The following is a 25,233-nucleotide window of genomic DNA, read 5'->3' as shown; positions in this document are numbered from 1 at the left end:
CGCCCTGACTATGCTTGAGGATTGCATTCAGGCATAAGATCATGGCGGCGAATCCCCAAGCCATTTATCCGCGCGAACCCCAGCCCGAAGCCGGGACGAGCGACAAGCTGCTGTCGGCCAGAAACGTTTCTCTCGAATACCGCACGCCCGAAAGGCTCGTGCGGGCCACGCACGATGTCAGCTTCGACGTCTATGGCGCCGACCGCTTCGTGCTGCTCGGCCCTTCGGGCTGCGGCAAATCCACCTTGCTGAAGGCCGTCGCGGGCTTTATCGAACCGGTGTCGGGCAGTATCGAAATAGCCGGTGAGCGCGTGAAGGGGCCGGGCGCGGATCGTATCGTCGTGTTCCAGGAATTCGATCAGTTGCCGCCGTGGAAGACGGTGCTGCAAAACGTCGCGTTTCCGCTGCGCGTCGCGCGCAAGCTCAGTCGCGCCGAGGCACGCGAACGCGCGCTCCATTATCTCGACAAGGTAGGTTTGGCGCGTTTCGCGGATGCCTATCCCCATACGCTCTCGGGCGGCATGAAGCAACGTGTGGCGATTGCACGCGCGCTTGCCATGCAGCCGCGCATTCTGCTGATGGACGAGCCCTTCGCCGCACTCGATGCACTCACGCGCCGCCGCATGCAGGAAGAGTTGCTGCGTCTGTGGGGCGATGAGCGCTTCACACTCATGTTCGTCACGCATTCGATCGAAGAGGCGTTGATCGTCGGCAATCGCATCTTGTTACTGACGCCGCATCCGGGACGCGTGCGCGCCGAACTGAATAGCCATCAATACACGCAGGAAAGTCTGGGTCGCGGGGAGTTTCAGCAAAGCGTCGCGCGCATTCATCGCTTGCTGTTCGAAGAGGAGGCCGCGCAATGAGCACGCCGCATCTCGCTGCGCCGCCGGTACGCCCGGAATATGAAGTAGAGCCTGCCGCGCCCGCGGACATTCAGTATCAAAGCGAAGTCAAACTGCCGCTCGCGCGGCGGATCGCGGACATGTCGTGGCTGCGCAAGACGCTGATTGCGCTGGTGCTCATCGGCATTTGGGAAATCGCCGCGCGCTTCGTCGATAACGATCTTTTACTGCCGACGTTCAGCGCAACGGCCGTTGCGTTCGTGCAGGGGATCATCTCGGGCGAGCTCATCGACAAGGTTGCCATTTCAATGTCGGTGCTGTTGCGCGGTTATTTGCTCGGCGCGGCGCTCGCGTTCGTCTTGACGTCGCTTGCGGTCTCGACGCGCATTGGCCGGGATATCTTGTCGATGCTCACGGCAATGTTCAATCCGTTGCCGTCCATCGCGCTGTTACCGCTGGCGTTGTTGTGGTTCGGCCTTGGCACGGGCAGCTTGTTGTTCGTGCTGGTGCATTCGGTCTTGTGGCCGCTCGCGCTCAACACCTATTCGGGTTTTCAGGCGGTGCCTTCGACCTTGCGCATGACAGGGCGCAATTACGGGCTGACGGGCTTGCGTCACGTGGTGCTGATTCTCGTGCCTGCCGCGTTGCCGTCGATTCTTGCCGGCTTGCGAGTGGGCTGGGCATTCGCGTGGCGGACCTTGATTGCAGCGGAGCTTGTCTTCGGCGCGAGTTCAGGAAAGGGCGGGCTTGGCTGGTACATCTTTCAGAACCGCAACGAGCTTTACACGGATCGCGTTTTCGCGGGACTTGCAGCGGTGATCGTGATCGGTCTTGCTGTCGAGCATCTCGTGTTCGATACGGTCGAGCGTGTCACCGTGCGCCGCTGGGGCGTGCAGAATTAATTGGATTCGTGCATTTGAATGTCGGCCCCGCATGGCGCAGCCAGCGGGGCCGATTTGTCTTTAAAGCTTGGCCAATCCATGCTCGCGTGCCGGCATGAAGGCGCGCACCAGCATATAAATTCCGGCGATGCCAACCAGCACATAGACGATCCGCGATAGCGGCGAGGCCACGCCGAAGATCGCCGCCACGAGATCGAGCTGCAGCAGTCCAACCAGCCCCCAATTCAACGCACCGATGATGACAAGCGCGCCAGCGACCCAATCGATCGGGCTACGGTGAACGCGAACGGTTCCTTTCGATGAAACAGTAGACATTTTTGGTGATCCTAATGAATTACGAGGAAAAAAGAGCCGCAATCGAGCGGCTCTTTTCGTTCCGGTTCCGCACCGCATTAGCCGCAGAACCGGCGGTTACTACTTAATTAAGCTTAGTTCGAGGTTGCGGCCGTTGCCATGCCGGAGCCGAGATCGGCGCCGGTGGTCGGGTCGCTCGACGGGTCCGATGCAGTACGCGTAGCCATTGCCTGCAACGCATCCACTTCTTCCTTCGATACGCCGACGGTGGCCGTGCCATCGCCGCCATCGACTGCGGGTTGCGGATCTTCGACGAACTTCCAGTCGCCGCCTTCATTCCACGAACCGCGCGCGTCATCGCCCTTCGACATATTGAAGTACACGCTCGTGAATTCCGGCTGACCGGGCAACTTGCCTTGCGGGAAATTCGGCTGAATGGAATGCAGCGCCTTTTCGAAGGACTTCTGATGCGCGATTTCACGCGTCATCAAAAAGCCGAGCGCTTCCTTGATGCCCGGATCGTCGGTCACGTTGATAAGGCGTTCATAGACGATCTTCGCACGTGCTTCCGCCGCGATATTCGAGCGCAGGTCGGCAGTCGGTTCGCCGATCGTATCGATATAAGCCGCGGTCCAAGGCACACCGGCCGAGTTCGTAAGCGCCGGTCCGCCGCCATAGAGCAGAGCGGTCGTGTGCGAGTCGTTGCCGTGACCGGTCATCGAGCGATACAGCTCGGCTTCGGTCTGTACCGCTTCGGCGAGTTGGCCCTTTGCGCCCTTGTTGAGCATGGCCACGATCGAGCCGATGATTTCCAGATGGCTCAGTTCTTCGGTGGCGATATCGAACAGCAGGTCCTTGCGGCCCGGATCGTCTTCCGATACAGCTTGCGTGAAGTAACGGCATGCCGCCGCCAGTTCGCCTTGCGGCCCGCCGAACTGCTCTAGCAGAAGATTGGCAAGACCAGGATTCGGCGCAGCTACGCGGACGGTGTATTGCAGACGCTTATTGTGAACGAACATATCAGCCACTCCTTTGTAACAGCGAGCGCCGTCCTGCAGCGGACGAGCGCACGCATTCGGTTTTAGATGAGTTGTTGATCTCGCGGCGACCGAGAGGACGTTGTTGCGTCACTTGCGGTCATCTTGCTGCGAGCCTCAGCGCATGGTTCGCGCTGGCTGAACGGCCGGGGACAGGGCCGAATTGAGTCGTTGAATGGGGAACCAAGTTCATGCAGCCGCGTGGACGGGCGTGGTGTCGGCTTGTAAGTACTACAGCAACCGCCGTGCCATTGAATCCGTTGTGCAGCTTTTTCCTTCAGCGTCCAGCGAGAAAGACCGATCGCTCGAGAAGTACATGGATTTTCGCAATCGGTGTGCCGCGACCGGGCTGTCGACCAGAACTTACGGCACGCGGAATAGCCTTTGCTCTTGGCTAAAGACTCTCAAAGGAAAAAGTATGCATTCCAGATTAATTGAAACCTTGTCGCGCGCGATGTTCTCCGGCGCAAGCGCGGGTGTGGCGTCGGCGCTTGTCGCAGCGGCGGGCGCGTCGAAATCCGGGCATCGTCCTTATTCGGCGATGAACGCTGTCGCGCATTGCGTCTGGCCCGATCAGGCGCCAAAGGAGGAGGCGCCCAGCGTTCAATTTACCGCCGTCGGTTCTGGCATCCATCTGGGCAGCGCGGTTTTTTGGGGCGTGCCATTCGAAGCGCTGTGCACTTCGCGTGCGCGTCCGCGTGATGTCGTTGCTGCCGCGATTGCAACGTCAGTCACTGCTTATGTCGTGGATTACCATGTCGTCCCTAAACGCTTCACGCCGGGATACGAGGCGCGTTTGAGCAAGCGTGCCTAGGCATCGACTTACGTGGCACTGGGTGCGGGGTTTGCCATGGTGGCGTTGGCGCGCATGGGGCGATCGCGCTAAAGGATGGGAGTTGCGGGTCGTGATGCGTCGTACCAAATGCGTCGCGACGCCAAGGCAGCGCCGCGACAATTTACAGCATGGTCAGTCTTGCAAATCCGCCGGCACCTTGCCTCCGTTTTCCGCCAGCTTCTTCATGACTTGCTTATGAAGCCAGATGTTCATGGACGCGGAATCGTCGGTGTTGCCGGTGTAGTGCAACTCGGCGGCTAGCGACTTGCGCGCATCCAGGCTGCTGTCGAGATCGAGCAACTTAAGCAAGTCGACAATCGAAGTGCGCCAGTTCAGGGTCGCACCGCTCTGCTGCTGTTTCTGCGTGAGGATCGCTTCGACATCCACTTCGGGCATCGGCGTGACCGGCGGGCGCGCGGGTTCGGCGCTTGCCGTGCCTGCGGGCGTGCTCGTCGGCGTGCCCGATGCCGTCGGTGTCGCCGGCGCTGCGCCCGGTGAAGCGGGCGGAGTAGCGGCGCCGGATGCGCTCGCGGCTGGATGATCTTGCGGGAAAATCTTGTTCAGGATGCTTGAAAAGATGCTCATGGTTCCTCCGTTGGTTTCATTGGTGTTTTGCGATGAAGACTGTCATTTCTTCACCGGCCGTCGGACGAGGACGCATAAAGCAAGCCTGCTTCCGACAGACTCGTACGTGATGGTGAGCGAACCATCGGACAGATAGGTTCCAATGGTCGTTGTCGATGCCAATCTCGATCGCCCGCCCACTCGCAGCCATCGGCGTGACGGAGTGAAAGACCGCAAACATACATCGGTCGGTTGAACACATGACGCTCAAACAGCCTACGTTCAGCACTCCGGCTTTCCGAGCACATCCAGAAAAGCCCGCACCTTCGCACTCAACAAACGACGTGAGCTATACAGCGCCCAGATCGCGACGGCCGGACCTGCATCCTCCCCCAACGCGACCAGCCTGCCCGCAGCCACATCCGGCGCAACGAGCAACCCAGGCAGAAGCGCGGCGCCCGCACCATCCAGCACGGCTTCGCGTATCAATAAGAGCGACGACATACGCAACACCGTCCGTGCTTCGATGGTACGTGACTTGCCATTGGCGGTACGAATTTGCCAAGGCGTGTCGTTTGCGGTGGAAAGCGTGATCGCAGGCAGCGACGCGGGAAGTTCATCGCTGTCGATAAGCGAAGGCGCAGCAACCAGCACGCGCCGGTCGGTCGCGATCTGACGGCCCATGAGTAGTACGTCGGCCGCCGGATTCACGCGTATCACGAGGTCATAAGCGTCCTGCACGGGATCGACCAGACGGTCCTCGGCGACGAGCTCCAGTTCGACTTCGGGATAAGCAAGCGCGAACCGGGCAGCCACACGCGCAAGCACCGCATGTGTGAACACGACGGGCCCGCTTACGCGCAGCTTGCCGCGTGGCACGGGCGCACGCGAGGCGATCGATTCGCCGAGATCGGCGATATCCGCGAGCAGTCCGTGCGTTCCCTGATGCAGCGCCTGACCGTCCTCCGTGAGCCGCAACGTGCCCGAGCCGCGCTCGATCAGCCGCACGCCGAGCTCCTGTTCGAGTTCGGCGACGCGTCGCGAAAGCGTGGCTTTCGGCCGGTCGAGCTTGCGCGCGGCGGCCGCGAAACCGCCATGTTGGGCGACGGCGTTGAAATCGGCGAGAGCGATCAGGTTCATGGCGTTCCATCCGTGAGACGGGGCGTCTTGTTTTAAGGGCTTCCGACTCGAAAGCGGAACGCCTATCGTATCAACACCGGGCCTCTTGACGGCCCGATCAACTCGAAAACTGGAGAATCAACATGGCTATTCTCGTTACAGGAAGCACGGGCGTGATCGGCACGCAGGTCATCGAACAACTCGCGCGGCTGGATGGCGGCGTCGAGGTGAGGGCGCTGACGCGCAAGCCCGCGGACGCGAAGTTTCCGGCGCACGTCAAGCCGGTGCAGGGCGATCTCAGCGGCCTCTCTTCGTTTGCAGCGGCGCTCGCCGATATCGACACGCTGTTCCTGCTCGCGCCGAACGCTGCCGACGAACTCACGCAGGCCCTGCAGGCTTTGAGCCTTGCGCGCGAGGCGGGCGTGAAGGGCATCGTCTATTTGTCGGTATTCAAGGGCGACGAATATGCGGATGTGCCGCACTTCACGAGCAAGCACACCGTGGAGCGCATGATCGAGCGTGAGGCGCTGCCCGTCACCGTGCTGCGTCCGGCGTATTTCATGCAGAACGACGTGCGCCAGAAAGAGCCGCTGCTGAACGCGGGAATCTTCGGCATGCCTATCGGCGATAAAGGGATTTCGATGGTCGATGTGCGCGATATCGGCGAGGCGGCCGCGCGCGAATTGCTCAGACGCGAACACGCAACCGACGCGCTGCCTGCCGAAACCTACGACCTCGTCGGACCGGAGGCGATCACTGGGACGAGCGTCGCGGCTATCTGGACCGAAGCCTTGCAGCGCCCCATCCGTTACGCCGGCGACGACCTCGCTCCTTTGCAGGCAAGCCTCAAGGCGGCGCCCGAATGGCTCGCGTACGACATGCAACTCATGATGCGGCGCTATCAGCGGGAAGGCGCGGTGGCAACGGCCGCGCAGATCGAGCGCCTGAGCGCGCTGTTGCAGAGGTCGCCGCGGTCGTATCGCGACTTTGCGCGGGAGACGGCGAGCGGCTGGCTCGACGCTTGAGCGGACGGTTCAGGCGCGCAGATTCCACTTGATGATCGCGCGGGTGTCGCGCTCGAAGCCGAGCACGCTCATCGACGCGGTATCGAGCACGAGATGCGCGCCGAACGTGGCCGTGCCGGTGACCCACTGCGCCGCGAGCACGCGCAGAAAGTGCGCGTGCGAAAAGATGGCGATATGCGTCTTGCCGGAGCCAGTCAGCCGGTCGATCACGGATTGCGCGCGGCGTCCGATATCGGCGGCAATCTCGCCTTGGGGCATGGGGGAAGTCCAGACCGACCAGTCGGGAATCTCCTGGCGGATATCCACGGTCTTCCTGCCTTCGTAGATGCCGTAGTCCCATTCGTGCAGCGACGGCTCGACCTCGGCTTGATCGCCGAGACCCGCGAGCTTGCAGGTCTCCCGCGCGCGGCTCATTGGACTCGTGAGCACGAGATCGAACGACTGGGCGGCGAGCACGGGTGCGAGCGCCGATGCCTGCTTGCGGCCTTCGTCGGTCAAGGGGATATCGGTCGAACCGGTGTGCTGGCCCGACTTGCTCCATTCGGTTTCGCCATGCCGGATCAGCCAGATACGCATGCTGTCGTGGGGTTTGGAATCGGCCATGATGTGGGGAGAGTGGTTCGCGCACACGCGCGGCGTGGCTTGCATGGTAAGGGTTATGGGAGCGTTTGTCAGAGGCGGTGTAAAAGGAGGTGCCGCATGACTATCACGGCGCAGCATCCGAGCTCGTGCCGCCGTTGCTGCGCAAAAACACCCACGCATTAAACCCCGCCCCCATGAACATCAACACGCTCGTCATCGCGAACACCGAATGCATGCCCACGTGCGCCGCGATGAAGCCGCCCGCGAGCGGCCCCGTCACCTGTCCGATGTATTGGGCCGAAGTCGCATAGCCGAGGATATAGCCCGCCGCGCTGTCCGGCACGCTATGACGCACCACGCTAGTGATGGCGGGCAAAAGACCGCCGAGCGCAAGCCCCATTAGAAAGCGCAGCACGACGAGCTGCGTGCCGGTCGTGACGAAGATCTGCGGAATCAGCAGCACGCCGCATAACCCGAGACACGCGACGATCACCTTCGTCGCGCCGATGCGGTCCGCCAGCCGCCCGACGCGAGGCGCGGCGAGCACGCTACCCAGCGCGGCGGCGGACATCACGAGGCCCGCGACCAGCGTCACGTTCTTCTGGTCCTGCACCAGTTGCGACACATACACGGTGATGATCGGTTCGATCGACATGTTGGCGAACATCAGCAGCATGGCGCTCGCGAGCATCGCGATGACGGGCGTAAGCTTCGGCACGTCGCGCCAGCCGCTGCTGCGCGCGCGGCCCGGCGAACCCTTCGCGCCGTCGGGCACACGGCGCTCTTCCTTCACGAAGAGCGTCGTCATGATGAACGAGCAGAAAATAAGGCCGCCTGCAAGAAAGAAGGTCGAACGGATGCCGATCAGCCCAGGCAGCAGCCCGCCCACGAGCGGGCCGACGAGATTGCCCGCCATCATCCCCGACGCGTGCGTGCCGAGCGCCCACGCGGTGCGGTGCCGTGGCGTCTGCGTCGCGATCATCACGATGGCGCCGCTCGCATAGCCGCCGACGAGTCCCGCGAGAAAGCGGATCGCCACCAGTTGCCAGACCGTCTGCACGACACCGAGCAGCGACATGGTGATCGCCATGCCGAGACTCGCGCGGATCAAAATCGGCTTGCGGCCATATCGGTCGGCAAGACGCCCCCACAAAGGCGCGACGAGACCCGCCGCCAGAAAGGTCGCGCCGAACGCGACGCCCGACCATTGCACCGCGCTCTCCACGGAGGCCGCGCCTAACTGCTGCACGTAAAGCGGCAAAAAGGGCAGGAGGAGCGTCATCGCCATGATGGTGGTGAACGAACCGAACACGCAGACATAGAGATTGCGTTGCCAGTGCAGCGAGCCATCGGCGTGCGGCGGAACAGTAGCGGACATGTGGATGCGGACAGGAGAGTGAAGTCGAATCCCCGTGAATGTCGCAGATTTCATGGCGATGCGCTTGGCCACGACGACGCGGCATGCATCGTGCAACGGCCCTGGGCGCGTTACGATGAACGCGCCACGAGTCCACGACCGATGGAGAACGCCGAGTGAAGATCGCGACTTTCAACATCAACGGCATCCGCCCGCGCCTGTCCGCCCTGCTCGGGTGGCTCGAACGCGAGGAGCCGGATATCGTCTGTCTGCAGGAGCTGAAAGCCACCGATGCGCAGTTTCCCGCCGCCGATATCGAGAAAGCGGGCTACGGCGCGCTGTGGCACGGTCAGGCATCTTGGAACGGCGTCGCCATTCTCGCCAAGGGCGCGGAACCGATCCTCAGCCGGCGCGGATTGCCAGGTGGCGAAGACGACACACATAGCCGCTACATCGAGGCGGCAGTCAATGGTTTGCTGATCGGATGTCTTTATCTTCCGAACGGCAACCCGCAGCCCGGCCCGAAGTTCGACTACAAGCTCGCGTGGTTCGAGCGCCTCAACGCGCACGCGGCCGCTTTGTTGAAGAGTGGCCATCCTGTCGTGCTCGCGGGCGATTACAACGTCATTCCCACCGACGAGGATATCTACAACACCCGCTCATGGAAAAAGGACGCGCTATTGCAGCCCGAGAGTCGCGCGGCTTACGAGAAGCTGTTGGCGCAAGGCTGGACCGATGCATTGCGCAAGCATTATCCGAATGAGCGTATCTATACGTTCTGGGATTATTTTCGGCAGCATTGGCAGACGAACTCGGGTTTGCGCATCGATCATCTCTTGCTGAGCAAGGACCTCGCGCCGAAGCTGAAAGATGCGGGCGTCGACACGTGGGTGCGTGGCGAGCCGCATGCAAGCGATCATGCGCCAACGTGGATCGTGCTGAAGGAAGGGCGCGGAGGCGCGCGCCCGAAGAAGAAGGCGGCGGACGCTTGAGGCGCGTCAGCTCGATCTTTTCGATGCCGCGCGTGTTGCCTTCGTGACAGCGGTCTGCGCGCTCTGTGTGATCTCGCCGCTCGCATCGAGAATGACGCCGCTGGTTTGCTCCGCGGTTGTAGTCGCGGTGTCGGCGAGATCGGTGATGACGGCGCCCGTGGACTGCGCGGCTTCGGTGGCGTCGGTCGTGGCGGTATCGAAGAGACCCTTCAGTTTGATGCCATTTTGCTCATACTGACTGCGCACTTCGCCGACGACGTCAGCTTCCGTCGACGTGATGATCGACAACACATGCTGTCCGTACGATGCCGCTTTCTGCGGGAACTGCGCGAGCATGATCGACTGCCAGCCGAAGACATCGCCGGCGCTGGCTTCATCGCCCGCTTTCAGAAGCGCGTTGCTTTCCTTGACCATTTTATTGACGGTCTGCACGTTGAGTTCGGCGAGCGCCTGCATGGTGCTCGCGAATCGGCCGCTGATAGTGAGAAACGCCTGTAGATTGGCGCGAGCAAGCGATGGCATCTGGTAGGCGAATTGACCGGGGTATTGGAACATTTGGCGCTCCTTGCAGGATTGGTTATGTTCGCGGCGCTCGTGCCGCATGCGATCAATGAGACGTGACGGTGTAGCGCCGGTTCCCTCGATCCCGCGCGAAATTTTGCTGACACTCGTGCTTATGCGACAACGCGAAGAAGTGTCGCTGAACCGTCACTCCTCCCCCTGCCTCAAACTCAACGGCATTTCCCCCGCAATCTCGCGCTCGACATCCGCCGCCGCTCTGCCGCGATTGAAGAACGCATTGAGCAGAATCGCAAACACGGCAGCAAGCGTGATGCCGCTGTGCGTCAGCGGCCCGGCCCACGCCGGCATGTGCGCAAAGAACGTCGGCGCGACGAGCGGAATCACGCCCACGCCCAGACTGATCGCGATGATCAGCAAGTTGTTCTTGCTCTCGTAATCGACCTTGCCGAGTATCTTCACGCCCGTGGCCGCGACCATGCCGAACATCGCGATTCCCGCGCCGCCCAACACGACCACGGGAATCGATGCGATCAAATTCGACAGCTTCGGCAAGAGCCCGAGCAATATCAGGATCACGCCCGATACCGCGACCACCCAGCGGCTCTTCACGCCCGTAATCCCGACGAGTCCGATGTTCTGCGAAAACGAGCTATGCGGAAACGTATTGAAGATGCCGCCGATCACCGTGCCGAGGCCATCGGTGCGTAAGCCACGCGTCGCGTCGCCGCGCGATACCGGCCGCCCCGCGAGATCGCCCAGCGCGAGAAACATGCCGAGCGACTCCACCATGATGACGACCATCACGAGACACAGCGACGCAATCGCCGCGATATCGAAAGTCGGCCAGCCGAAAGCGAACGGCCGCACCGGAGAAAACCATGCCGCTTGAGCGGTGCCCGAGACATCGACGAGTCCGAGCGCCAACGCGACCGCGAAGCCAATCGCCATGCCGAGCAGCACGGAGATATTCGCGAGAAAGCCGCGCAGATACTTGTTGATGACGAGAATCGCCAGCAGCACGATGCCCGCGATCATCAAGTTCTTCGGATCGCCGAAATTAGGCGCGCCGCGCCCGCCGCCCGCCCAGTTGATCGCCACCGGAAAGAGCGTCATGCCTATGGTCAGGATGATCGTGCCCGTGACGATAGGCGGAAAGAAGCGCATCAGCCGCCCGAAAAATGGCGCGATGAGTATGGCGAACACGCCCGCCGCGATGGTCGCGCCGAAGATGGCGGTGAGCCCCGCGCCCGACGAAGCCATGGCGACCATCGGCCCGACCGGCGCGAAACTCACGCCCATGATGACCGGCAAGCGAATGCCGAATTTCCATACGCCGATGCACTGCACCAACGTCACGATCCCGCACGCGAAGAGGTCCGAGCTGATGAGAAACGCGACCTGATCCTTCGGCAGCTTGAGCGCCGCGCCAATGATGAGCGGCACCGCAATCGCGCCCGCATACATCACGAGCACGTGCTGTATGCCCACTGCAAGCATGGCGGGCAAAGGCAGCACTTCATCGACGGGATGGATCGTGTGGGCCATGTGTGCTCCGCAAGTTTCATGGTTGTCCTGCTCCGGGCGAGTATTGCACCGGCACGCTCCTGGAAAAATATTCGCGCCGCTATAGATGGCATGCAATGGCGCATCGACGCGCCGACTCAAGCGGCGAACGGCCAAACCTTCGCCGCTTTCGGTACGAATGTGCTGGCGCCAGAGTGGATGGACTACACTCTTTCTCGCGCGCGGCGTCATGGGTTGCTTGGAGTTTTTTTGCTTGCCGCTGGCGCATCGTTTCGGTCGTACCGGAGCCAGTCACGATGAACCTGTTGCTCGTCGACGATAATGAAGCCTGCATCGAGACTCTCGCCGATATCGCGACGAGTCTCGGGCACACCGCTGCCATTGCGTACGACGGCGCCGGTTGTCTGGCGCTCACGAGTCACACACGTTTCGACCGCATCTTTCTCGACATTTCCCTGCCCGACGCCGACGGCCGCGACATCTGCAGCCGGATTCGCGCCGCCGGTCTTTCGCGCGACGCCCGCATCATCGCAATGACGGGTCACTCCGATTTCGTCGATGGCAGCGGCGAAACGGAATTCGACGGTTATCTCCTCAAGCCCATCAGCCTCCAGGCGCTGGAACTGTTCCTGCTGACACGCTGACATGGTTTGATTGCATGGGATAGTTTTGACCGGCTTCTGTCCATCCCGGATCGAACGACCGGAAGCAATTGCCGATCGCTTGCGAATCGCTTTATCGAGCTATCGAAAATGCGCGGAAGGCACGCGCCAAAAGGCTTCGCAGACTGTCGATTTTTGAGACGACGTGCTACATTCCGAGCGCCTTTGCGTTGCTTTCGGTCATTCGCAGTTCTGCGTGGCCGATCGTTGCAGCGCAAAAGCGCTTTCGCCCGGCGCGGCTCGCCAGTCATCCTACGGACGCGCGCATAAAAACATTCGCACAGGAATCTCGGCATGGATATGGTCGGCGGAACTCGGCTAGCCCAATTGTTCAACAGCAACCAGGCGGGACTGCTCGCCGAGTGGATCACGCAGCAGCATGCAATCGCATCGCGGCGCGGACTGGTCGGCGAAGCGGAGTTGCGCAATCAGTTCGGACAGTTCGTCGAACTCATGGTGGCCGCGCTCGGCGCAAGCGACACGGTCGACTTCGAATCGAGCGCGTGGCAGGAAGTGCGCGCATTTCTCGCCGATATGTCCGGCCAACGCGCGCGTCAGGGTTTCTCGCCGGTCGAGACCGCGATGTTCGTGTTCTCGCTGAAGCAGCCGCTGTTCGCGCGTCTGCGCGCATCGCTCGAAGGCGAGCCCGCGACGCTTGCCGATCTCACCTGGACCATCAGCACGCTCTTCGACGCGCTTGGGCTCTACACCACCGAAGTGTTCCAGGCGAGCCGTGAGCAAGTGATCGTACGTCAGCAACAAGAGTTGCTCGAACTGTCCACGCCTGTCGTGCAACTGTGGGACGGCATCCTCGCGTTGCCGCTCATCGGCACGCTGGATTCGGCGCGCACGCAGGTGGTCATGGAAAACCTGCTGCAGAAGATCGTCGAGACCGGCGCCGCCATCTCGATCATCGACATCACGGGCGTGCCGACCGTCGATACGCTCGTCGCGCAGCATCTGCTGAAGACCGTGGCGGCGGCGCGTTTGATGGGCGCGGACTGCATCATCAGCGGGATTCGGCCGCAGATTGCGCAGACCATCGTGCATTTGGGCGTGAACCTGTCCAACGTCACGACGAAGGCGACGCTCGCGGCGGCGTTCGTGGTCGCGCTGCAGCGCACCGGCAAGTCGCTCTCCGTCGAAAACACGCAGCGCGGGGGCAAGAGCGGCGCATCCGGCACAGCAGGCCCGGCGGGTTCGTACGACGCGCTGCAAGCCGAATGACGGCGCGCGTCGACAACCGCCACGCACAACGCGATTAGAAAGACCGAACGGGGCCAGCGATGGAACGCATTCCGATTCTCACGATGGGCAAGCTGCTGCTCGTCACCATTCAAGTGGACATGCACGACCGTCTTGCGCTCACGCTGCAGGACGATCTGACGAGCCGTATCGTGAAAGATGGCGCGCGCGGCGTGCTGATCGACATTTCTTCACTCGACGTGGTCGATTCGTTCATCGGCCGCATGATCGGCAACACGGCGGCCATGGCGCGCGTGCTCGATGCGCAGACGGTGGTCGTCGGCATGCAGCCATCGGTTGCCATCACGCTCGTCGAACTCGGGCTCGCGCTGCCGGGCGTGCGCACCGCGCTGAACGTCGAGAAGGGCATGGCGCTGCTCAATCAGAGCATCTACTGACGGCCGCATGTGACGCCTTCCATGACGACCTTCACTTCATCAGCCGCGCAAGCCGCCTCGACGTCGCCCATCACGCTGCCGATCCGCTCCGACGAGCAGATCGTGCGCTTGCGTCAGCTCGTGCGCGAAAAAGCCGTCGCGCAGGGCTTGTCGCTCATCGATCAGACCAAGTTCGTGACGGCCGCAAGCGAGCTGGCACGCAACACGCTCATCTACGGTGGCGGCGGCGACGTGCATTGCTTACTCGTCGAGCGCAATGGGCGCCGTGGCCTCAAACTCGAATTCGTCGATCAGGGGCCCGGTATTCCGGATATCGCCCGCGCGTTGTCCGACGGCTTCACCTCGGGTCATGGTCTCGGGCTTGGTCTGGGCGGCGCAAAGCGCCTGTGCGACGAGTTTGAGATTCGCTCGGCGCCGGGCGAGGGCACTTACGTTTCGATCACCAAATGGAAACCGTTTTGAAGGAATCGATGGCCGCGCAGCAGCGCTTCGAAATCGCGGAGGCGAGTCAGATCGCCTTTGCCCGGCGCGCTATCGGCGAACTCGCGCGCGGCCTCGGTTTCAACGAGACGGTCGCGGGAAAACTGGCGATCGTCGTGACGGAATGCAGCACCAATCTGCTGAAGCATGCCGAGCACGGCGAGTTGCTGGTGCGGCCGCTCGAAGATAGCGGGCGTTACGGCATCGAAGTGCTGTGCATCGACAGCGGACCGGGAATCGCGGATCTTTACCGGTGCTTCGAGGACGGTTACACGACCGCCGGCAGCCCGGGCAACGGCATGGGCGCGATCAAACGTCTGTCCGACGAACTCGACATCTGGAGCCAGCCGGGACAAGGCACGGTGCTGCGCACGGTGTTCTGGAGCGGCGAAGCCAATCATGCGGCACCGGCGCGCGTGACGTATGGCGTAGTCAATCTGCCGCTCGAAACCGAAACCGTTTCCGGCGATGCCTGGTCCTGCCACATGGGCGAGAACGACTTCACCGTGCTCGTCGCCGATGGCCTCGGGCACGGTCCGCTTGCCAATCTCGCGGCAATCGAAGCGGCGAAAATTCTGGGCACGGACGGCGACGCATCGCTCGAACGCATCATGGAACTGGCCAACGGCGCGCTGCGCACCACTCGCGGCGCGGCAGTGGGCATCGCGCGCGTGCCGTTTGCCAGTGACTCGGCGGCGGTCGCGTTTGCGGGCATCGGCAATATTTCGGCGAGTGTGTGGTCGCTCGACACGCACAAGCATCTGGTCTCGCACAGCGGCATCGTCGGGCACGCGGCGCGGCGTGCGCAGCAATTCGCGACGCCTTATCCCGCGCACGCGCTCATCGTGCTGCATTCGGACGGGCTCACTTCGCGCTGGGATCTCGCGCGTTATCCGGGTTTGAATCTGCGCCATCCTTCGCTGGTCGCGGCGCTTTTGTATCGCGATTTCACGCGCGGCCGCGACGACGTCACGGTTTTTGTCGCGCGCATGGGCGTGCGTGCGCCATGACGACGCGCCTCTATTCGATGCGGCTCGAAAGCGAGCACGATATCGTCGCGGCGCGGCGCAAGTCGCGCGATGCGAGCGCGGGACTCGGTTTCTCGTCGCAGGATCAGACGCGCATCGCGACTTCGGTGCTGGAAGCGGCGCGCACGGTGCTGCTCGCGGGCACGGCCGCACGCGCCGATTTTCTCGTCGATACGGACACGCGGCCGGCCCGCTTCGTCGTGCGCTTTTTTGCAAGCGCCGGTGCGGGCGAACGTCTGCGCGCGGTCAGAACCGACGATTCGCAAGCCGCGCTCGGCCTGCTCGCGGCACAGCGATTGATGGACGAATGCGCCATCGCCGAGGAAGCCGACGGCGGCACGTCCATCTCGCTCGCGAAGGCGCTGCCGGACAACGCGCCCTTCGATGCAACGTCGGCCCGCTCGGTCGCCGACACGCTCTCCGCTTCCACGGACGTCGATTCCACCGCTGAATTGCAGCGTCAGAACCGCGAATTGATCGGCGCGCTGGCCGACTTGCGCGAGCGTCAGGAAGAACTCACGCATCTCACGCGCGAACTCGAAGATACGAATCGCGGCGTGGTGGCGCTTTATGCCGAACTGGATGCGCGCGCCGATCATCTGCGTCGCGCGGACGAGTCCAAATCGCGCTTTTTGTCGAACATGAGTCACGAGTTCCGCACGCCGCTTTCGTCGATCCGTGCGTTGTCCAAGCTCTTGCTCGAACGTATCGACGGCGAGCTGACCGAGGAGCAGGAAAAGCAGGTGCGCTTCATTCGCCGGGCGGCGGAAGACTTGTCCGAAACGGTCGATGACCTGCTCGACCTCGCCAAGATCGAAGCGGGCAAGATCGACGTGCGCCCCGTCGAATTCGAAGTCGATACGCTTTTTTCCGCGCTGCGCGGCATGCTGCGGCCGCTTTCGCCGGGCGGCGCGGTCGACTTGATTTTCGATTCGTGCGTGGGCCTGCCGCCCATTCGCACCGACGAAGCGAAGGTCGCGCAAGTGCTGCGAAACTTCGTGTCGAACGCGCTCAAGTTCACCGAGCGCGGCGAAGTGCGCGTAAGCGCGAGTTACGACGAAGCGCGGCGGCTGATTACGTTCGCGGTCGCGGACACGGGCATCGGCATCGCGGCCGAACATCAGCACGTGGTGTTCGAGGAATTCGGCCAGGTCGAGAACCGGCTGCAGCAATACGTCAAAGGCACGGGGCTCGGTTTGCCGCTGTGCCGCAAGCTCTGCAAGCTGCTTGGCGGCGATGTGTCGCTCACGAGCGAACCGGGGCGCGGCTCGACCTTCAGCGCGACCATGCCCGCTTATTACGGCGACGAACACGACATCGCGCATACCGAACATTCCGCCACCGACGACCCTCGTCCGATGGTGCTCGTCGTCGCGAGCAATCCGATCGAGCGACTCGATTGCGAAGCGGCCTTGCGGCAGTCGCCGTATCGCGCGATGACGGCCGCGACGCTCGACGAAGCGACCCGCGCGCTTACTCGCACACCGCCCGCCGCGCTTTTGTTGACCGTGCGGCCCGCGCCGGTCGAAGCGTGGACGTGGCTCGCCGCGTTGCGCGCGCAGGCGGCCATGCGCAACCTGCCGATCGTCGTGCTCGGCGAGGCCGAGGACCGTGGCGAGGCGGAAGCGTTGGGCGCGGCGGCGTTCATCGGCAAACCGGTGGCGGGCAGTGAACTCGCGAGTGTGCTCGCGGCGGTGACGGACGCGCACCGCGCTTACGGAACAGAGTCATGACGAGCGACTGGAGCGAGGTGCTGATCCTCAACGTCGACGACAACGACGGCGCGCGCTATGCGAAAACGCGCATTCTGTCGCGCGCGGGGTTCAATGTCATCGAAGCCGCTACCGGCACGACGGCGCTCGAACGCGTGCGCGCCGAATCGCCCGACCTCGTTTTGCTCGACGTGAAACTGCCCGATATCAACGGGCTCGAAGTGTGCAGGCTCATCAAGGCTTCGCCGGAGACGGCGGGCACGCTCGTGCTGCAGACATCGGCGGCGGCCGTGCATAGCCTCGATCGCATTCGCGGTCTGGAAGGCGGCGCGGACAGTTACCTCACCGAACCCGTCGAGCCCGCCGAACTGATCGCGCATGTGCGTGCGTTGTTGCGCGTGCGGCTTGCGGAAAGCGCGTTGCGCGAAAGCGAGGAGCGGTTTCGTCAGCTTGCCGAGAATATCGACGACATTTTCTGGATGCTCGATCCCGCGACCAATCAGTTGCTCTACGTGAGCCCCGCTTACGCGCGCCTGTGGGATACGCGCCAGGGCGCGCCGCTGCCCACGCCGGGCGTGGATCACTGGTCCAACGAAGTGCATCCGCTCGACCGCGAACATGTGGGCGCGGCGTACCGGGAACTGGCGGCGCACGGCACGCCTTATCAGGAAGAGTTTCGCGTCACGGGTGCCGAGGGCGGTCCGCGCTGGATGGCCGAGCGCGCGTTCCCGATACGCGGCGTGGGCGGCCGGCCGGATCGCATCGCGGGCATCGTCAACGATATTTCCGAGCGCAAGGCCGCGGAAATGCTGCTGCGCGACGCCGATCGCCGCAAGGACGAATTCCTTGCGATGCTCGCGCACGAGTTGCGCAATCCGCTCGCGCCGATACAAAACGCCGTCGATTTGCTCGATCCGAAGCGCAAGCCTTCGCCGCAGCACTTTGAAACGGTGCGTACGATCATCGACCGTCAGGTGCGGCATTTGAGCCGTCTTGTCGACGATCTGCTCGATGTCGCGCGCATCACGCAAGGCAAGATCACGCTGCGTCAGGAAGCGGTGGATGTGGCAATGGCGATCGAAGCGGCCATCGAAACCGCGCAGCCCGCACTGCAGAGAAAACGCCATACGCTCACGACCAAGCTCGGCGATTTGCCGTTATTCATCGTGGGCGATAGCGTGCGGATTGCCCAGGTGTTCGGCAACCTCTTGTCGAATGCATCGAAGTACAGCGTCGAGGAAGGCGAGATCGAGATCGAGACGGCGCGGGTCGGCGACCAGGCGCGCATCAGCGTGCGCGACAAGGGCATCGGAATTGCCGCCGACATGCTGCCGCATATCTTCGATTTGTTCGTGCAGTCGGAGACATCGCTGGAGCGTTCGGAAGGCGGGCTCGGCATCGGCTTGCCGCTTGCGAGGACGCTCGTCGAGTTGCAGGGCGGACGTATCGAAGCGTATTCGGCGGGACTGCAACAGGGCAGCGAGTTCGTCGTGTGGCTGCCGCTTGCGTGTGGACCGCAGGCGGTGCCGGTTCCGCGTGTCGAGATCGCGCCGGGATCGAGCGGCGGCAGACGCGTGCTGCTCGTGGATGACAGCGTGGACGCGGCAACCGCCATGGGTCTTCTGCTCGAAGCCGATGGCTACGATGTGCGCGTCGTCCACGATGCGACGGCTGCGCTCGAGATCAGCGAGACATTCGCGCCGCAGATCGTGCTGCTGGATATCGGCTTGCCGGGGATGGATGGATTCCGCCTCGCCTGCGAGATGCGCAAGCGTGCGGCGACCGCGGATGCGCTCTTGATCGCGGTGACGGGTTATGGACAGGCGCATGACCGGCAGCGGTCGAAGGAAGCCGGGTTCGATCATCATCTCGTGAAGCCGGTGGCGTTCGAGGAAATTCAGAAGGCGGTGGCGGGGCGGTTTGGGGCATAAGTCCTTTTAGAGGCTGCCTCAGCGTTTTCACCTATCAATCCCTCGTTGACTCCACGCCCATCACGTCCCACACTTCATTCCAAGCAAGTGTGATCACAGGTCACACAAACCATACGAAACCAAACCGGAGGCTGTGTTGGCGACTCGCACGACGACAGACCTTCCCGCGCTCGAAGTCGTGGCGCGCGAAACCATGGCCGGGCGCGTCTATGCGCAGTTGCGCGAGGCAATCATGACCGGCCGCTTCGCGCCCGGCCAGTTGCTGAGTCTGCGCAGCGTCGCGGAAGCGGTCGGGTCATCCACCATGCCGGTACGCGCCGCGCTCACGCGCCTGCAAGCGGAAGGCGCGCTGATCGACGGCGCCGGACGCGCGCTGATGGTCCCGCCCATGACGCTCGAATTGCTGGAGGAATTGCGCGACGTGCGCATCGCGCTGGAAGGCGCGGTCGCGAAACGCGCGGCATCGCGCATGAGCCGCGCGCATCTCACGCAATTGCAGGAAGTGTTCGACGAGATGGATGCCTACGTCGAAGCCGGCGATGCATCCGCTTATCTGCGCAGCAACTTCGAATTCCATATCGCGATCTACACGCACGGCGCAAGCGATCTCACGCTCGCGACCATTCAAAACTTGTGGATGCGCATCGGCCCGTTTCTGAACCTCGTCGCGCCGGACATTCCGCACATGCGCAAGTCGATGGCTGCGCATCGGCATATCGTCGATGCGCTTTGGCGCGGGGATGGCGAAGGCGCGCGCGCGGGCATCGAGGAAGATATCGGCGATGCGGCGGCCGATCTACAGGAACGGCTTCCGGCCTCTCATTCGGAAAGCGGCAACGGCGAGCAAAAGGCAAGCGCCTGAGTTTGTATTCAACGATAACAATGACGGAGACATGATGACGGTTCTTCAGATGCTGAAACCGCACGCGGGTTTGCGCGTGCTCGTGACAGGCGGCGCATCGGGCATCGGGCTCGTGATTGCGCGGGCCTTCGTCGATGCCGGCGCGCGCGTGCACGTGTGCGATGCGAGTCAGGAAGCCATCGACGCACTCGCCGAAGCCGAAGCCAGCACGGAACTCAACGCGATCACTTCGACGCTCGCGGATGTGTCGGATAAAGCGGCCGTGGAGCGCGTCTTCGCCGATGTCGAGCGCGAGCTCGGCGGTCTCGACGTGCTTCTGAATAACGCGGGAATCGCGGGACCGACAGGCGGTATCGACGAGCTCGACGAGAAGGATTGGGAAGACACGGTCGATATCAACCTCAACGCGCAGTTCTATTTCGCGCGTCGCGCGGTGCCGCTTCTGAAGCAGGCGCGCGATGGCGGCGCGATCATCGCGCTGTCGTCGGTTGCGGGCAGGCTCGGCTACGCCTTTCGCACGCCGTATGCCGCAACCAAGTGGGCGGTGGTCGGCATGACCAAGAGTCTTGCCATCGAACTCGGACCGTCGAACATTCGCGTCAATGCAATTCAGCCGGGCATCGTGAAAGGGCCGCGTATCGAGCGCGTGATCGCGGCGCGTGCGAAGCAACTGAATTTGCCTTACGAAGAGATGGAGAAGCAATATCTCGCGAAGATTTCGCTGCGCCGCATGACGACGCCCGAGGAAGTCGCAGCCACCGCCTTGTTCCTGTGTTCGCCGGGCGGCAGCGGCATCTCGGGGCAGGCCATTTCGGTGTGCGGCAACGTCGAAGTGCTCTAAACCAAGGAGACGACATGGCAACGAGACGCAAGGTCATCATCACGTGCGCGCCCACGGGCGCAATTCATACGCCGTCGATGTCGCCGTATCTTCCGGTCACGCCGCAAGAGATCGGCGATGCGGCGCTCGCCGCCGCCAAGGAAGGCGCCGCGATTCTGCATCTGCACGCACGCGATCCGAACGATGGTCATCCCACGCAAGACCCCGCCGTGTTCCAGGAATTTCTGCCGCGCATCAAGGCCGAAACGAACGCCGTCATCAATCTGACGACGGGCGGCAGTCCGCACATGACGGTGGCCGAGCGTCTGAAGCCCGCGCATCACTTCAAGCCCGAAGTGGCGTCGCTCAACATGGGTTCGATGAACTTCGGTCTCTACCCGATGCTGGACCGCTTCAAGGATCTGAAGCACGAGTGGGAGCGCAAGCATCTGGAGAACAGCCGCGATCTCGTGTTCAAGAACACGTTCGCGGATATCGAATACATCCTCACGTCGTGCGGTGCGAACGGCACGCGCTTCGAATACGAATGCTACGACATCTCGCATCTCTATAACCTCGCGCATTTCGTCGATCGCGGGCTCGCCAGGCCGCCTTTCTTCGTGCAAAGCGTGTTCGGTCTGCTCGGCGGTATCGGGCCGCATCCGGAAGACCTCGCGCACATGCGCCGTACCGCCGACCGTCTCTTCGGCAAGGACTATGTCTGGTCGATTCTCGGCGCGGGCCGTAACCAGATCACACTCGGCTCCATTGGTCTCTCGCAAGGCTCGAACGTGCGCGTGGGCCTGGAAGATTCGCTGTGGATAGAACCGGGCAAGCTCGCCGAATCGAGCGCGGCGCAAGTGCGCAAGATTCGTCAGGTTATCGAAGGACTGTCGCTCGACATCGCCACGCCTGACGAAGCGCGTGAGATGCTGAAGCTGAAGGGCGCAAGCGAAACCAACTTCTGAGCCAGAGGGCATCGTGAACGACAGGGCAAAGCTGAAAGTAGTCGCGATGCCGACGGGCTGGCTGACCGTCGATCGCTCGTCGCAAGTGTATGGCCGCTATTTCGGCCAGCAGATCAAGGTGCCGGTGTGGTCCACGGCAATCGTCGGGGCCGGCAAGAAGATCGTCGTCGATACCGGCATTCATGATCCGGGCTGGGTTTCGAACTTCGTGTGTCCGTGCGAGCAGGCGCCCGAAGAGAAGCTCGAACGCGCGCTCAAGGAGTACGTGGGATGGAGCGCGGATGACGTCGATATCGTCATCAACACGCATCTGCATTACGACCACTCGGGCGGCAACACGCTCTTTCGCAACGCACGCTTCATCGTGCAGGCAAGCGAATGGGAATACGCGGGGCATCCATTGCCGACGCAGGCCACGTATTACCAGGAGTTTCTGATCGGCCGCGAGCCGCTAGCGTATTTTCGGTGGCAGTTCGTGCATGGCGTGGCCGACATCGTGCCGGGCGTGCGCGTGGTGCCGACGCCGGGACATACGCCGGGGCATCAGTCCGTCGCGGTGGACACCGAAGACGGCGTCGTGCTGATCGCGGGCGACTGTGCGAACTGCATGGAGAACATCGTGGGTCTGGTGCCCGTTGGCATCGTGCATGAAACGCTGGCGGAGTTCAGCTCGCTTTCGCGGATTCGCCAGATCGCGGATTTCGTCATACCCGGACACGATCCCAACGTCGTGCCCGGCAGCGCGGGTATTGCACTGCCGGCGAGCGCTCGCTTGCCGCATGTTCCGAAGTAAAAGCGCGCAATAGCAGAAGCGGTAAAAACCATACGAAGACCCGGAGGAAGACATGAAAGCATTGACGCAGACAATTCGTCGTGCGAAACGCACGGCGTTCGGTTTGGCGCTCGCGACGACGCTCGGTATCGCGATGACAGGGCAGGCCGCAGCGGCGGACAAGTACAAGGTGTTTCTGTCGATGAGCTATGTCGGCAACGACTGGCAGACCGAAGCCGCGAACATGGTGAAGGCAATGGCCAACACGCCCGCGCTCAAGGACAAAGTCGATCTCGAAGTGCAGGTCGCGGGCACCGACGCACAGAAGCAGATTCAGCAGATCAACTCGATGGTGCAGGCAGGCGCGAAAGCCATCGTGATCTATCCGATCTCGCCGACGGCGCTCAATCGCGCGATCAAGAACGCGTGTTCCAAGGGCGTGGTGGTCGCGGCCTACGACGGCGAAGTGACCGAGCCGTGCGCGCATAACGTGACCATCGATCAGCATCAAGCAGGCACCGTCACCGCGGAATGGCTCGCGAAGACCATCAACGGCAAGGGCAATATCGTGGTCGTCAACGGCGTGCCGGGCACGTCGGTGGACCGCGCGCGCACCGAAGCGGCAAAGGCCGTGTTCGCGAAGTTCCCCGGCATCAAGATAGTCGCCGAAGGCACCGGCATGTGGAGCCAGGCGACGGCGCGCACGGAACTCTCGAAGATTCTCGCGACGAATAGCTGGGACAAGATCGACGGCCTGTGGATGCAGGTCGGCTGCTTCACGGCGGCGTCGATGCAGCTCGAAGCCGGTATCGCCGATGACAAGATCAAGCCGTGCGCGGGCGAATCGTCGAACGGGCATCGTGTGCAGATGCTGCCGCCGGGAACGGTCAAGGGCGAGGGCACGTATCGCTCGATCGGGTATCGCTCGATTTCGTATGGCGCGCCGCCGTACTCGGGCGCCATGGCGCTCAAGATGGCCGTGCAGAAGCTCGACGGCAAGGACTTTCCGCCGCGCGTGACGCTCAAGCTGCCGCTCGTGCTCACGCAGGATTCGAAGCTGTGCAAGACGGGCAGTATCGAGGAACTGAAGGCGGGCTGCACGGCCTTCATGCCGGACAAGGTGCCGCCGGGCTGGTTCGCCGACATCTATTCGGAAGACACGAAGGAAGTGGGCTTCAACGCGGCGCTCACCGGCAATCAGGACTGAGCGACATCTAAAGGTTAAGGGAGGCAAGCGATGACATCCCTTGCGATCGACCTGTCGAACGTGACGAAGCGCTTCGGCGCCACTGTCGCGCTCGACGGGGCGTCGTTCTCCGTCAAACGCGGCGCGGTGCATGCGCTGCTCGGCGAGAACGGCGCGGGCAAGTCCACCACGGTGAAGCTGCTGTCGGGTCTCATGCAGCCCGACGCCGGCAGCATTCGCGTGATGGGTCGGGACGTGGCGATGAAAGGCCCGAAGGACGCGCATCGGGCGGGCGTGCAGACCGCGTTTCAGGAGATGACACTCGTGCGCGATCTCACCGTCGCGCAGAATCTGTTGATGTCGTACGAGCCGACCGGCTTTCTCGGGCGCATCAGGAAGCGCGAAGCGCAACGCCAGGCGGCCGAATGGCTCGACAAGCTGGAACTGTCGGACGTGCGTCCTGGCGCTTATATACGCGACCTTTCCTTGCCGGTGCGGCAGAAGATCGAGATCGCCAAGGCCATCGTGCGCGCGCCGCAAGTGTTGCTGCTCGATGAACCGACGTCCGCGTTATCGGGCCGCGACGTGGCGTGGCTTTCGCGCCGTATCGACGAGATGAAGACGCAGGGCGTGACCTTCGTGTTCATCTCGCACCGGATGCAGGAAGTGCGCGAGTTCTGCGACAGCCTCACGGTGTATCGGAATGGCAAGGACGTCGGTGCTTTCGATACCGCCGATATCTCCGATGACGAAGTCATTCGTCTCGTGATCGGCCGCTCGATGGAAGCGAAGTATCCGCCGAAGGTCACGCCGCCGGTGCTGACGGAGAACCACGGCGCGCCTGCAATCGAAGCACGCGGCATACGTGTCGATGGCGTCGTGAGCGACTTCGTCCTCAAGCTGAAAGTGGGCGAAGTGCATGGCATCGCGGCGTTGCAGGGCATGGGCCAGCGCGAGATGTTCGAGGCGCTCTTCGGCGCGAGCTTCATCGACGATGGCGAGATTCGTATCGACGGCAAGCCGGTTACGTTGACGTCCACGGCGGATTCGCTCAAGGCCGGCGTCGCGACGAGCTTCCTGCCCGAAGACCGCAAGACCGAAGGCTTGTTCCTGCGCTTGCCGGGCGGCGAGAACGTATCGCTGCCGGTGATCGGACGCTACTCGCGTTTCGGTTTGATCGACCGCAAACGCGAACAGGCGGCCATACGCCGCTCGCTTGCGCAGATGGAAGTGAATCCGCGTGCGCTCTACAAGCCGTGTCTTTCTTTCTCGGGCGGCAATCAGCAAAAGATCGCGATGGCCAAATGGCTGCTCACGCAAAGCCGCGTGTGGCTCATGTTCGACCCGACGCGCGGTATCGACGTAGGCACCAAGCATCAGATCTTCGTTTTGATGCGTGCGTTCGCGGCGGCGGGCGGCTCCGTGCTGTTCTATTCGACGGACGTGCCCGAACTCGTCAACGTGTGCGACTGCGTGTCGGTGATGTATCGCGGCCGCAATGCGGGCGAGCTCGAAGGCGAGGCGCTTACCGAAGAGAACGTGATGCGCAAGATGCTATCCAGTTGAGGAGT

General features: G+C 62.6%; 26 protein-coding genes. 18 read left to right on the top strand and 8 right to left on the bottom strand.

What is annotated here, in order from left to right:
- Positions 1–41: 41 nt before the first annotated feature.
- Positions 42–866, top strand: a complete 825-nt coding sequence (locus tag LDZ28_RS19610) for an ABC transporter ATP-binding protein (RefSeq protein WP_244828757.1) — start codon at positions 42–44, stop codon at positions 864–866.
- Complete coding sequence (locus LDZ28_RS19605) at positions 863–1,747, top strand: ABC transporter permease (protein ID WP_244828756.1); 885 nt, start codon at positions 863–865, stop codon at positions 1,745–1,747. The genes LDZ28_RS19610 and LDZ28_RS19605 overlap by 4 nt, the downstream gene beginning before the upstream one ends.
- Before the next feature lie 60 nt (positions 1,748–1,807).
- On the opposite strand, the gene LDZ28_RS32690 is transcribed toward LDZ28_RS19605, so the two are convergent.
- Complete coding sequence (locus LDZ28_RS32690; protein WP_250467503.1) at positions 1,808–2,062, bottom strand: DUF378 domain-containing protein; 255 nt, start codon at positions 2,060–2,062, stop codon at positions 1,808–1,810.
- 113 nt (positions 2,063–2,175) lie between these two features.
- Positions 2,176–3,060: a manganese catalase family protein gene (locus LDZ28_RS19595; RefSeq protein ID WP_244828755.1), complete on the bottom strand. Its 885-nt coding sequence runs from the start codon at positions 3,058–3,060 to the stop codon at positions 2,176–2,178.
- Between the two features lie 193 nt (positions 3,061–3,253).
- Here LDZ28_RS19595 and LDZ28_RS19590 point away from each other — a divergent pair, with 193 nt between their 5' ends.
- The gene (locus LDZ28_RS19590) at positions 3,254–3,892 is read left to right on the top strand and encodes a hypothetical protein (protein WP_244828754.1); all 639 of its coding nucleotides are present in this window, start codon (positions 3,254–3,256) and stop codon (positions 3,890–3,892) included.
- Between the two features lie 153 nt (positions 3,893–4,045).
- Here LDZ28_RS19590 and LDZ28_RS19585 read toward each other — a convergent pair whose 3' ends face one another.
- Entirely contained in the window at positions 4,046–4,498 is a 453-nt protein-coding gene (locus LDZ28_RS19585; protein WP_244828753.1) for a DUF3597 domain-containing protein, read from the bottom strand.
- Positions 4,499–4,759: 261 nt separating this feature from the next.
- Complete coding sequence (locus LDZ28_RS19580) at positions 4,760–5,617, bottom strand: LysR family transcriptional regulator (protein WP_244828752.1); 858 nt, start codon at positions 5,615–5,617, stop codon at positions 4,760–4,762.
- A 122-nt stretch (positions 5,618–5,739) separates the two neighbouring features.
- Between LDZ28_RS19580 and LDZ28_RS19575 the strand changes: the two genes are divergently transcribed.
- Positions 5,740–6,621: an SDR family oxidoreductase gene (locus LDZ28_RS19575; RefSeq protein WP_244828751.1), complete on the top strand. Its 882-nt coding sequence runs from the start codon at positions 5,740–5,742 to the stop codon at positions 6,619–6,621.
- A 9-nt stretch (positions 6,622–6,630) separates the two neighbouring features.
- Here the strand turns inward: LDZ28_RS19575 and LDZ28_RS19570 are convergent, their stop codons facing one another.
- Together LDZ28_RS19570 and LDZ28_RS19565 are read right to left on the bottom strand one after the other, a co-directional pair.
- On the bottom strand, positions 6,631–7,224 hold the full coding sequence (locus LDZ28_RS19570; RefSeq protein WP_244828750.1) for a histidine phosphatase family protein: 594 nt from the start codon (positions 7,222–7,224) through the stop codon (positions 6,631–6,633).
- Positions 7,225–7,327: 103 nt separating this feature from the next.
- On the bottom strand, positions 7,328–8,581 hold the full coding sequence (locus LDZ28_RS19565; RefSeq protein WP_244828749.1) for an MFS transporter: 1,254 nt from the start codon (positions 8,579–8,581) through the stop codon (positions 7,328–7,330).
- A gap of 155 nt (positions 8,582–8,736) precedes the next feature.
- Here LDZ28_RS19565 and LDZ28_RS19560 point away from each other — a divergent pair, with 155 nt between their 5' ends.
- Positions 8,737–9,552: an exodeoxyribonuclease III gene (locus LDZ28_RS19560; RefSeq protein WP_244828748.1), complete on the top strand. Its 816-nt coding sequence runs from the start codon at positions 8,737–8,739 to the stop codon at positions 9,550–9,552.
- Positions 9,553–9,558: 6 nt separating this feature from the next.
- On the opposite strand, the gene LDZ28_RS19555 is transcribed toward LDZ28_RS19560, so the two are convergent.
- Entirely contained in the window at positions 9,559–10,107 is a 549-nt protein-coding gene (locus LDZ28_RS19555) for a phasin family protein (protein ID WP_244828747.1), read from the bottom strand.
- 153 nt (positions 10,108–10,260) lie between these two features.
- Positions 10,261–11,619, bottom strand: coding sequence for a nucleobase:cation symporter-2 family protein (locus LDZ28_RS19550; RefSeq protein WP_244828746.1), 1,359 nt, complete (start codon positions 11,617–11,619; stop codon positions 10,261–10,263).
- A 275-nt stretch (positions 11,620–11,894) separates the two neighbouring features.
- On the opposite strand from LDZ28_RS19550, the gene LDZ28_RS19545 reads away from it, so the two are divergent.
- The 13 genes from LDZ28_RS19545 (at position 11,895) to LDZ28_RS19485 (ending at position 25,228) form a co-directional block, all read left to right on the top strand.
- Positions 11,895–12,242, top strand: coding sequence for a response regulator (locus LDZ28_RS19545; RefSeq protein WP_244828745.1), 348 nt, complete (start codon positions 11,895–11,897; stop codon positions 12,240–12,242).
- Between the two features lie 312 nt (positions 12,243–12,554).
- On the top strand, positions 12,555–13,487 hold the full coding sequence (locus LDZ28_RS19540) for an STAS domain-containing protein (protein ID WP_244828744.1): 933 nt from the start codon (positions 12,555–12,557) through the stop codon (positions 13,485–13,487).
- 59 nt (positions 13,488–13,546) lie between these two features.
- The gene (locus tag LDZ28_RS19535; protein WP_244828743.1) at positions 13,547–13,903 is read left to right on the top strand and encodes an STAS domain-containing protein; all 357 of its coding nucleotides are present in this window, start codon (positions 13,547–13,549) and stop codon (positions 13,901–13,903) included.
- 21 nt (positions 13,904–13,924) lie between these two features.
- Positions 13,925–14,365, top strand: a complete 441-nt coding sequence (locus tag LDZ28_RS19530; protein ID WP_244828742.1) for an anti-sigma regulatory factor — start codon at positions 13,925–13,927, stop codon at positions 14,363–14,365.
- Positions 14,350–15,393, top strand: a complete 1,044-nt coding sequence (locus LDZ28_RS19525; RefSeq protein ID WP_244828741.1) for an ATP-binding SpoIIE family protein phosphatase — start codon at positions 14,350–14,352, stop codon at positions 15,391–15,393. The genes LDZ28_RS19530 and LDZ28_RS19525 overlap by 16 nt, the downstream gene beginning before the upstream one ends.
- Complete coding sequence (locus LDZ28_RS19520) at positions 15,390–17,144, top strand: ATP-binding protein (protein WP_244828740.1); 1,755 nt, start codon at positions 15,390–15,392, stop codon at positions 17,142–17,144. The genes LDZ28_RS19525 and LDZ28_RS19520 overlap by 4 nt, the downstream gene beginning before the upstream one ends.
- A complete protein-coding gene (locus tag LDZ28_RS19515; RefSeq protein ID WP_244828739.1) occupies positions 17,141–19,054 on the top strand; it encodes a response regulator in 1,914 nt (637 codons plus the stop codon). Before LDZ28_RS19520 ends, LDZ28_RS19515 begins: the two co-directional genes overlap by 4 nt.
- A 193-nt stretch (positions 19,055–19,247) precedes the next feature.
- Complete coding sequence (locus tag LDZ28_RS19510) at positions 19,248–19,916, top strand: GntR family transcriptional regulator (RefSeq protein WP_305038184.1); 669 nt, start codon at positions 19,248–19,250, stop codon at positions 19,914–19,916.
- 34 nt (positions 19,917–19,950) lie between these two features.
- Positions 19,951–20,757: an SDR family oxidoreductase gene (locus LDZ28_RS19505; protein ID WP_244829725.1), complete on the top strand. Its 807-nt coding sequence runs from the start codon at positions 19,951–19,953 to the stop codon at positions 20,755–20,757.
- A gap of 14 nt (positions 20,758–20,771) precedes the next feature.
- The gene (locus tag LDZ28_RS19500) at positions 20,772–21,704 is read left to right on the top strand and encodes a 3-keto-5-aminohexanoate cleavage protein (protein ID WP_244828737.1); all 933 of its coding nucleotides are present in this window, start codon (positions 20,772–20,774) and stop codon (positions 21,702–21,704) included.
- A gap of 46 nt (positions 21,705–21,750) precedes the next feature.
- Positions 21,751–22,497, top strand: coding sequence for an N-acyl homoserine lactonase family protein (locus tag LDZ28_RS19495; RefSeq protein WP_370652220.1), 747 nt, complete (start codon positions 21,751–21,753; stop codon positions 22,495–22,497).
- Between the two features lie 52 nt (positions 22,498–22,549).
- Positions 22,550–23,683, top strand: coding sequence for a sugar ABC transporter substrate-binding protein (locus LDZ28_RS19490; RefSeq protein WP_244828735.1), 1,134 nt, complete (start codon positions 22,550–22,552; stop codon positions 23,681–23,683).
- A 30-nt stretch (positions 23,684–23,713) separates the two neighbouring features.
- Positions 23,714–25,228: a sugar ABC transporter ATP-binding protein gene (locus LDZ28_RS19485; protein ID WP_244828734.1), complete on the top strand. Its 1,515-nt coding sequence runs from the start codon at positions 23,714–23,716 to the stop codon at positions 25,226–25,228.
- Positions 25,229–25,233 lie beyond the last annotated feature (5 nt).

It is taken from the genome of Caballeronia sp. TF1N1 (assembly GCF_022878925.1).
Lineage (GTDB): Bacteria > Pseudomonadota > Gammaproteobacteria > Burkholderiales > Burkholderiaceae > Caballeronia.
This window is presented reverse-complemented; position numbering and strand designations above follow the sequence as displayed.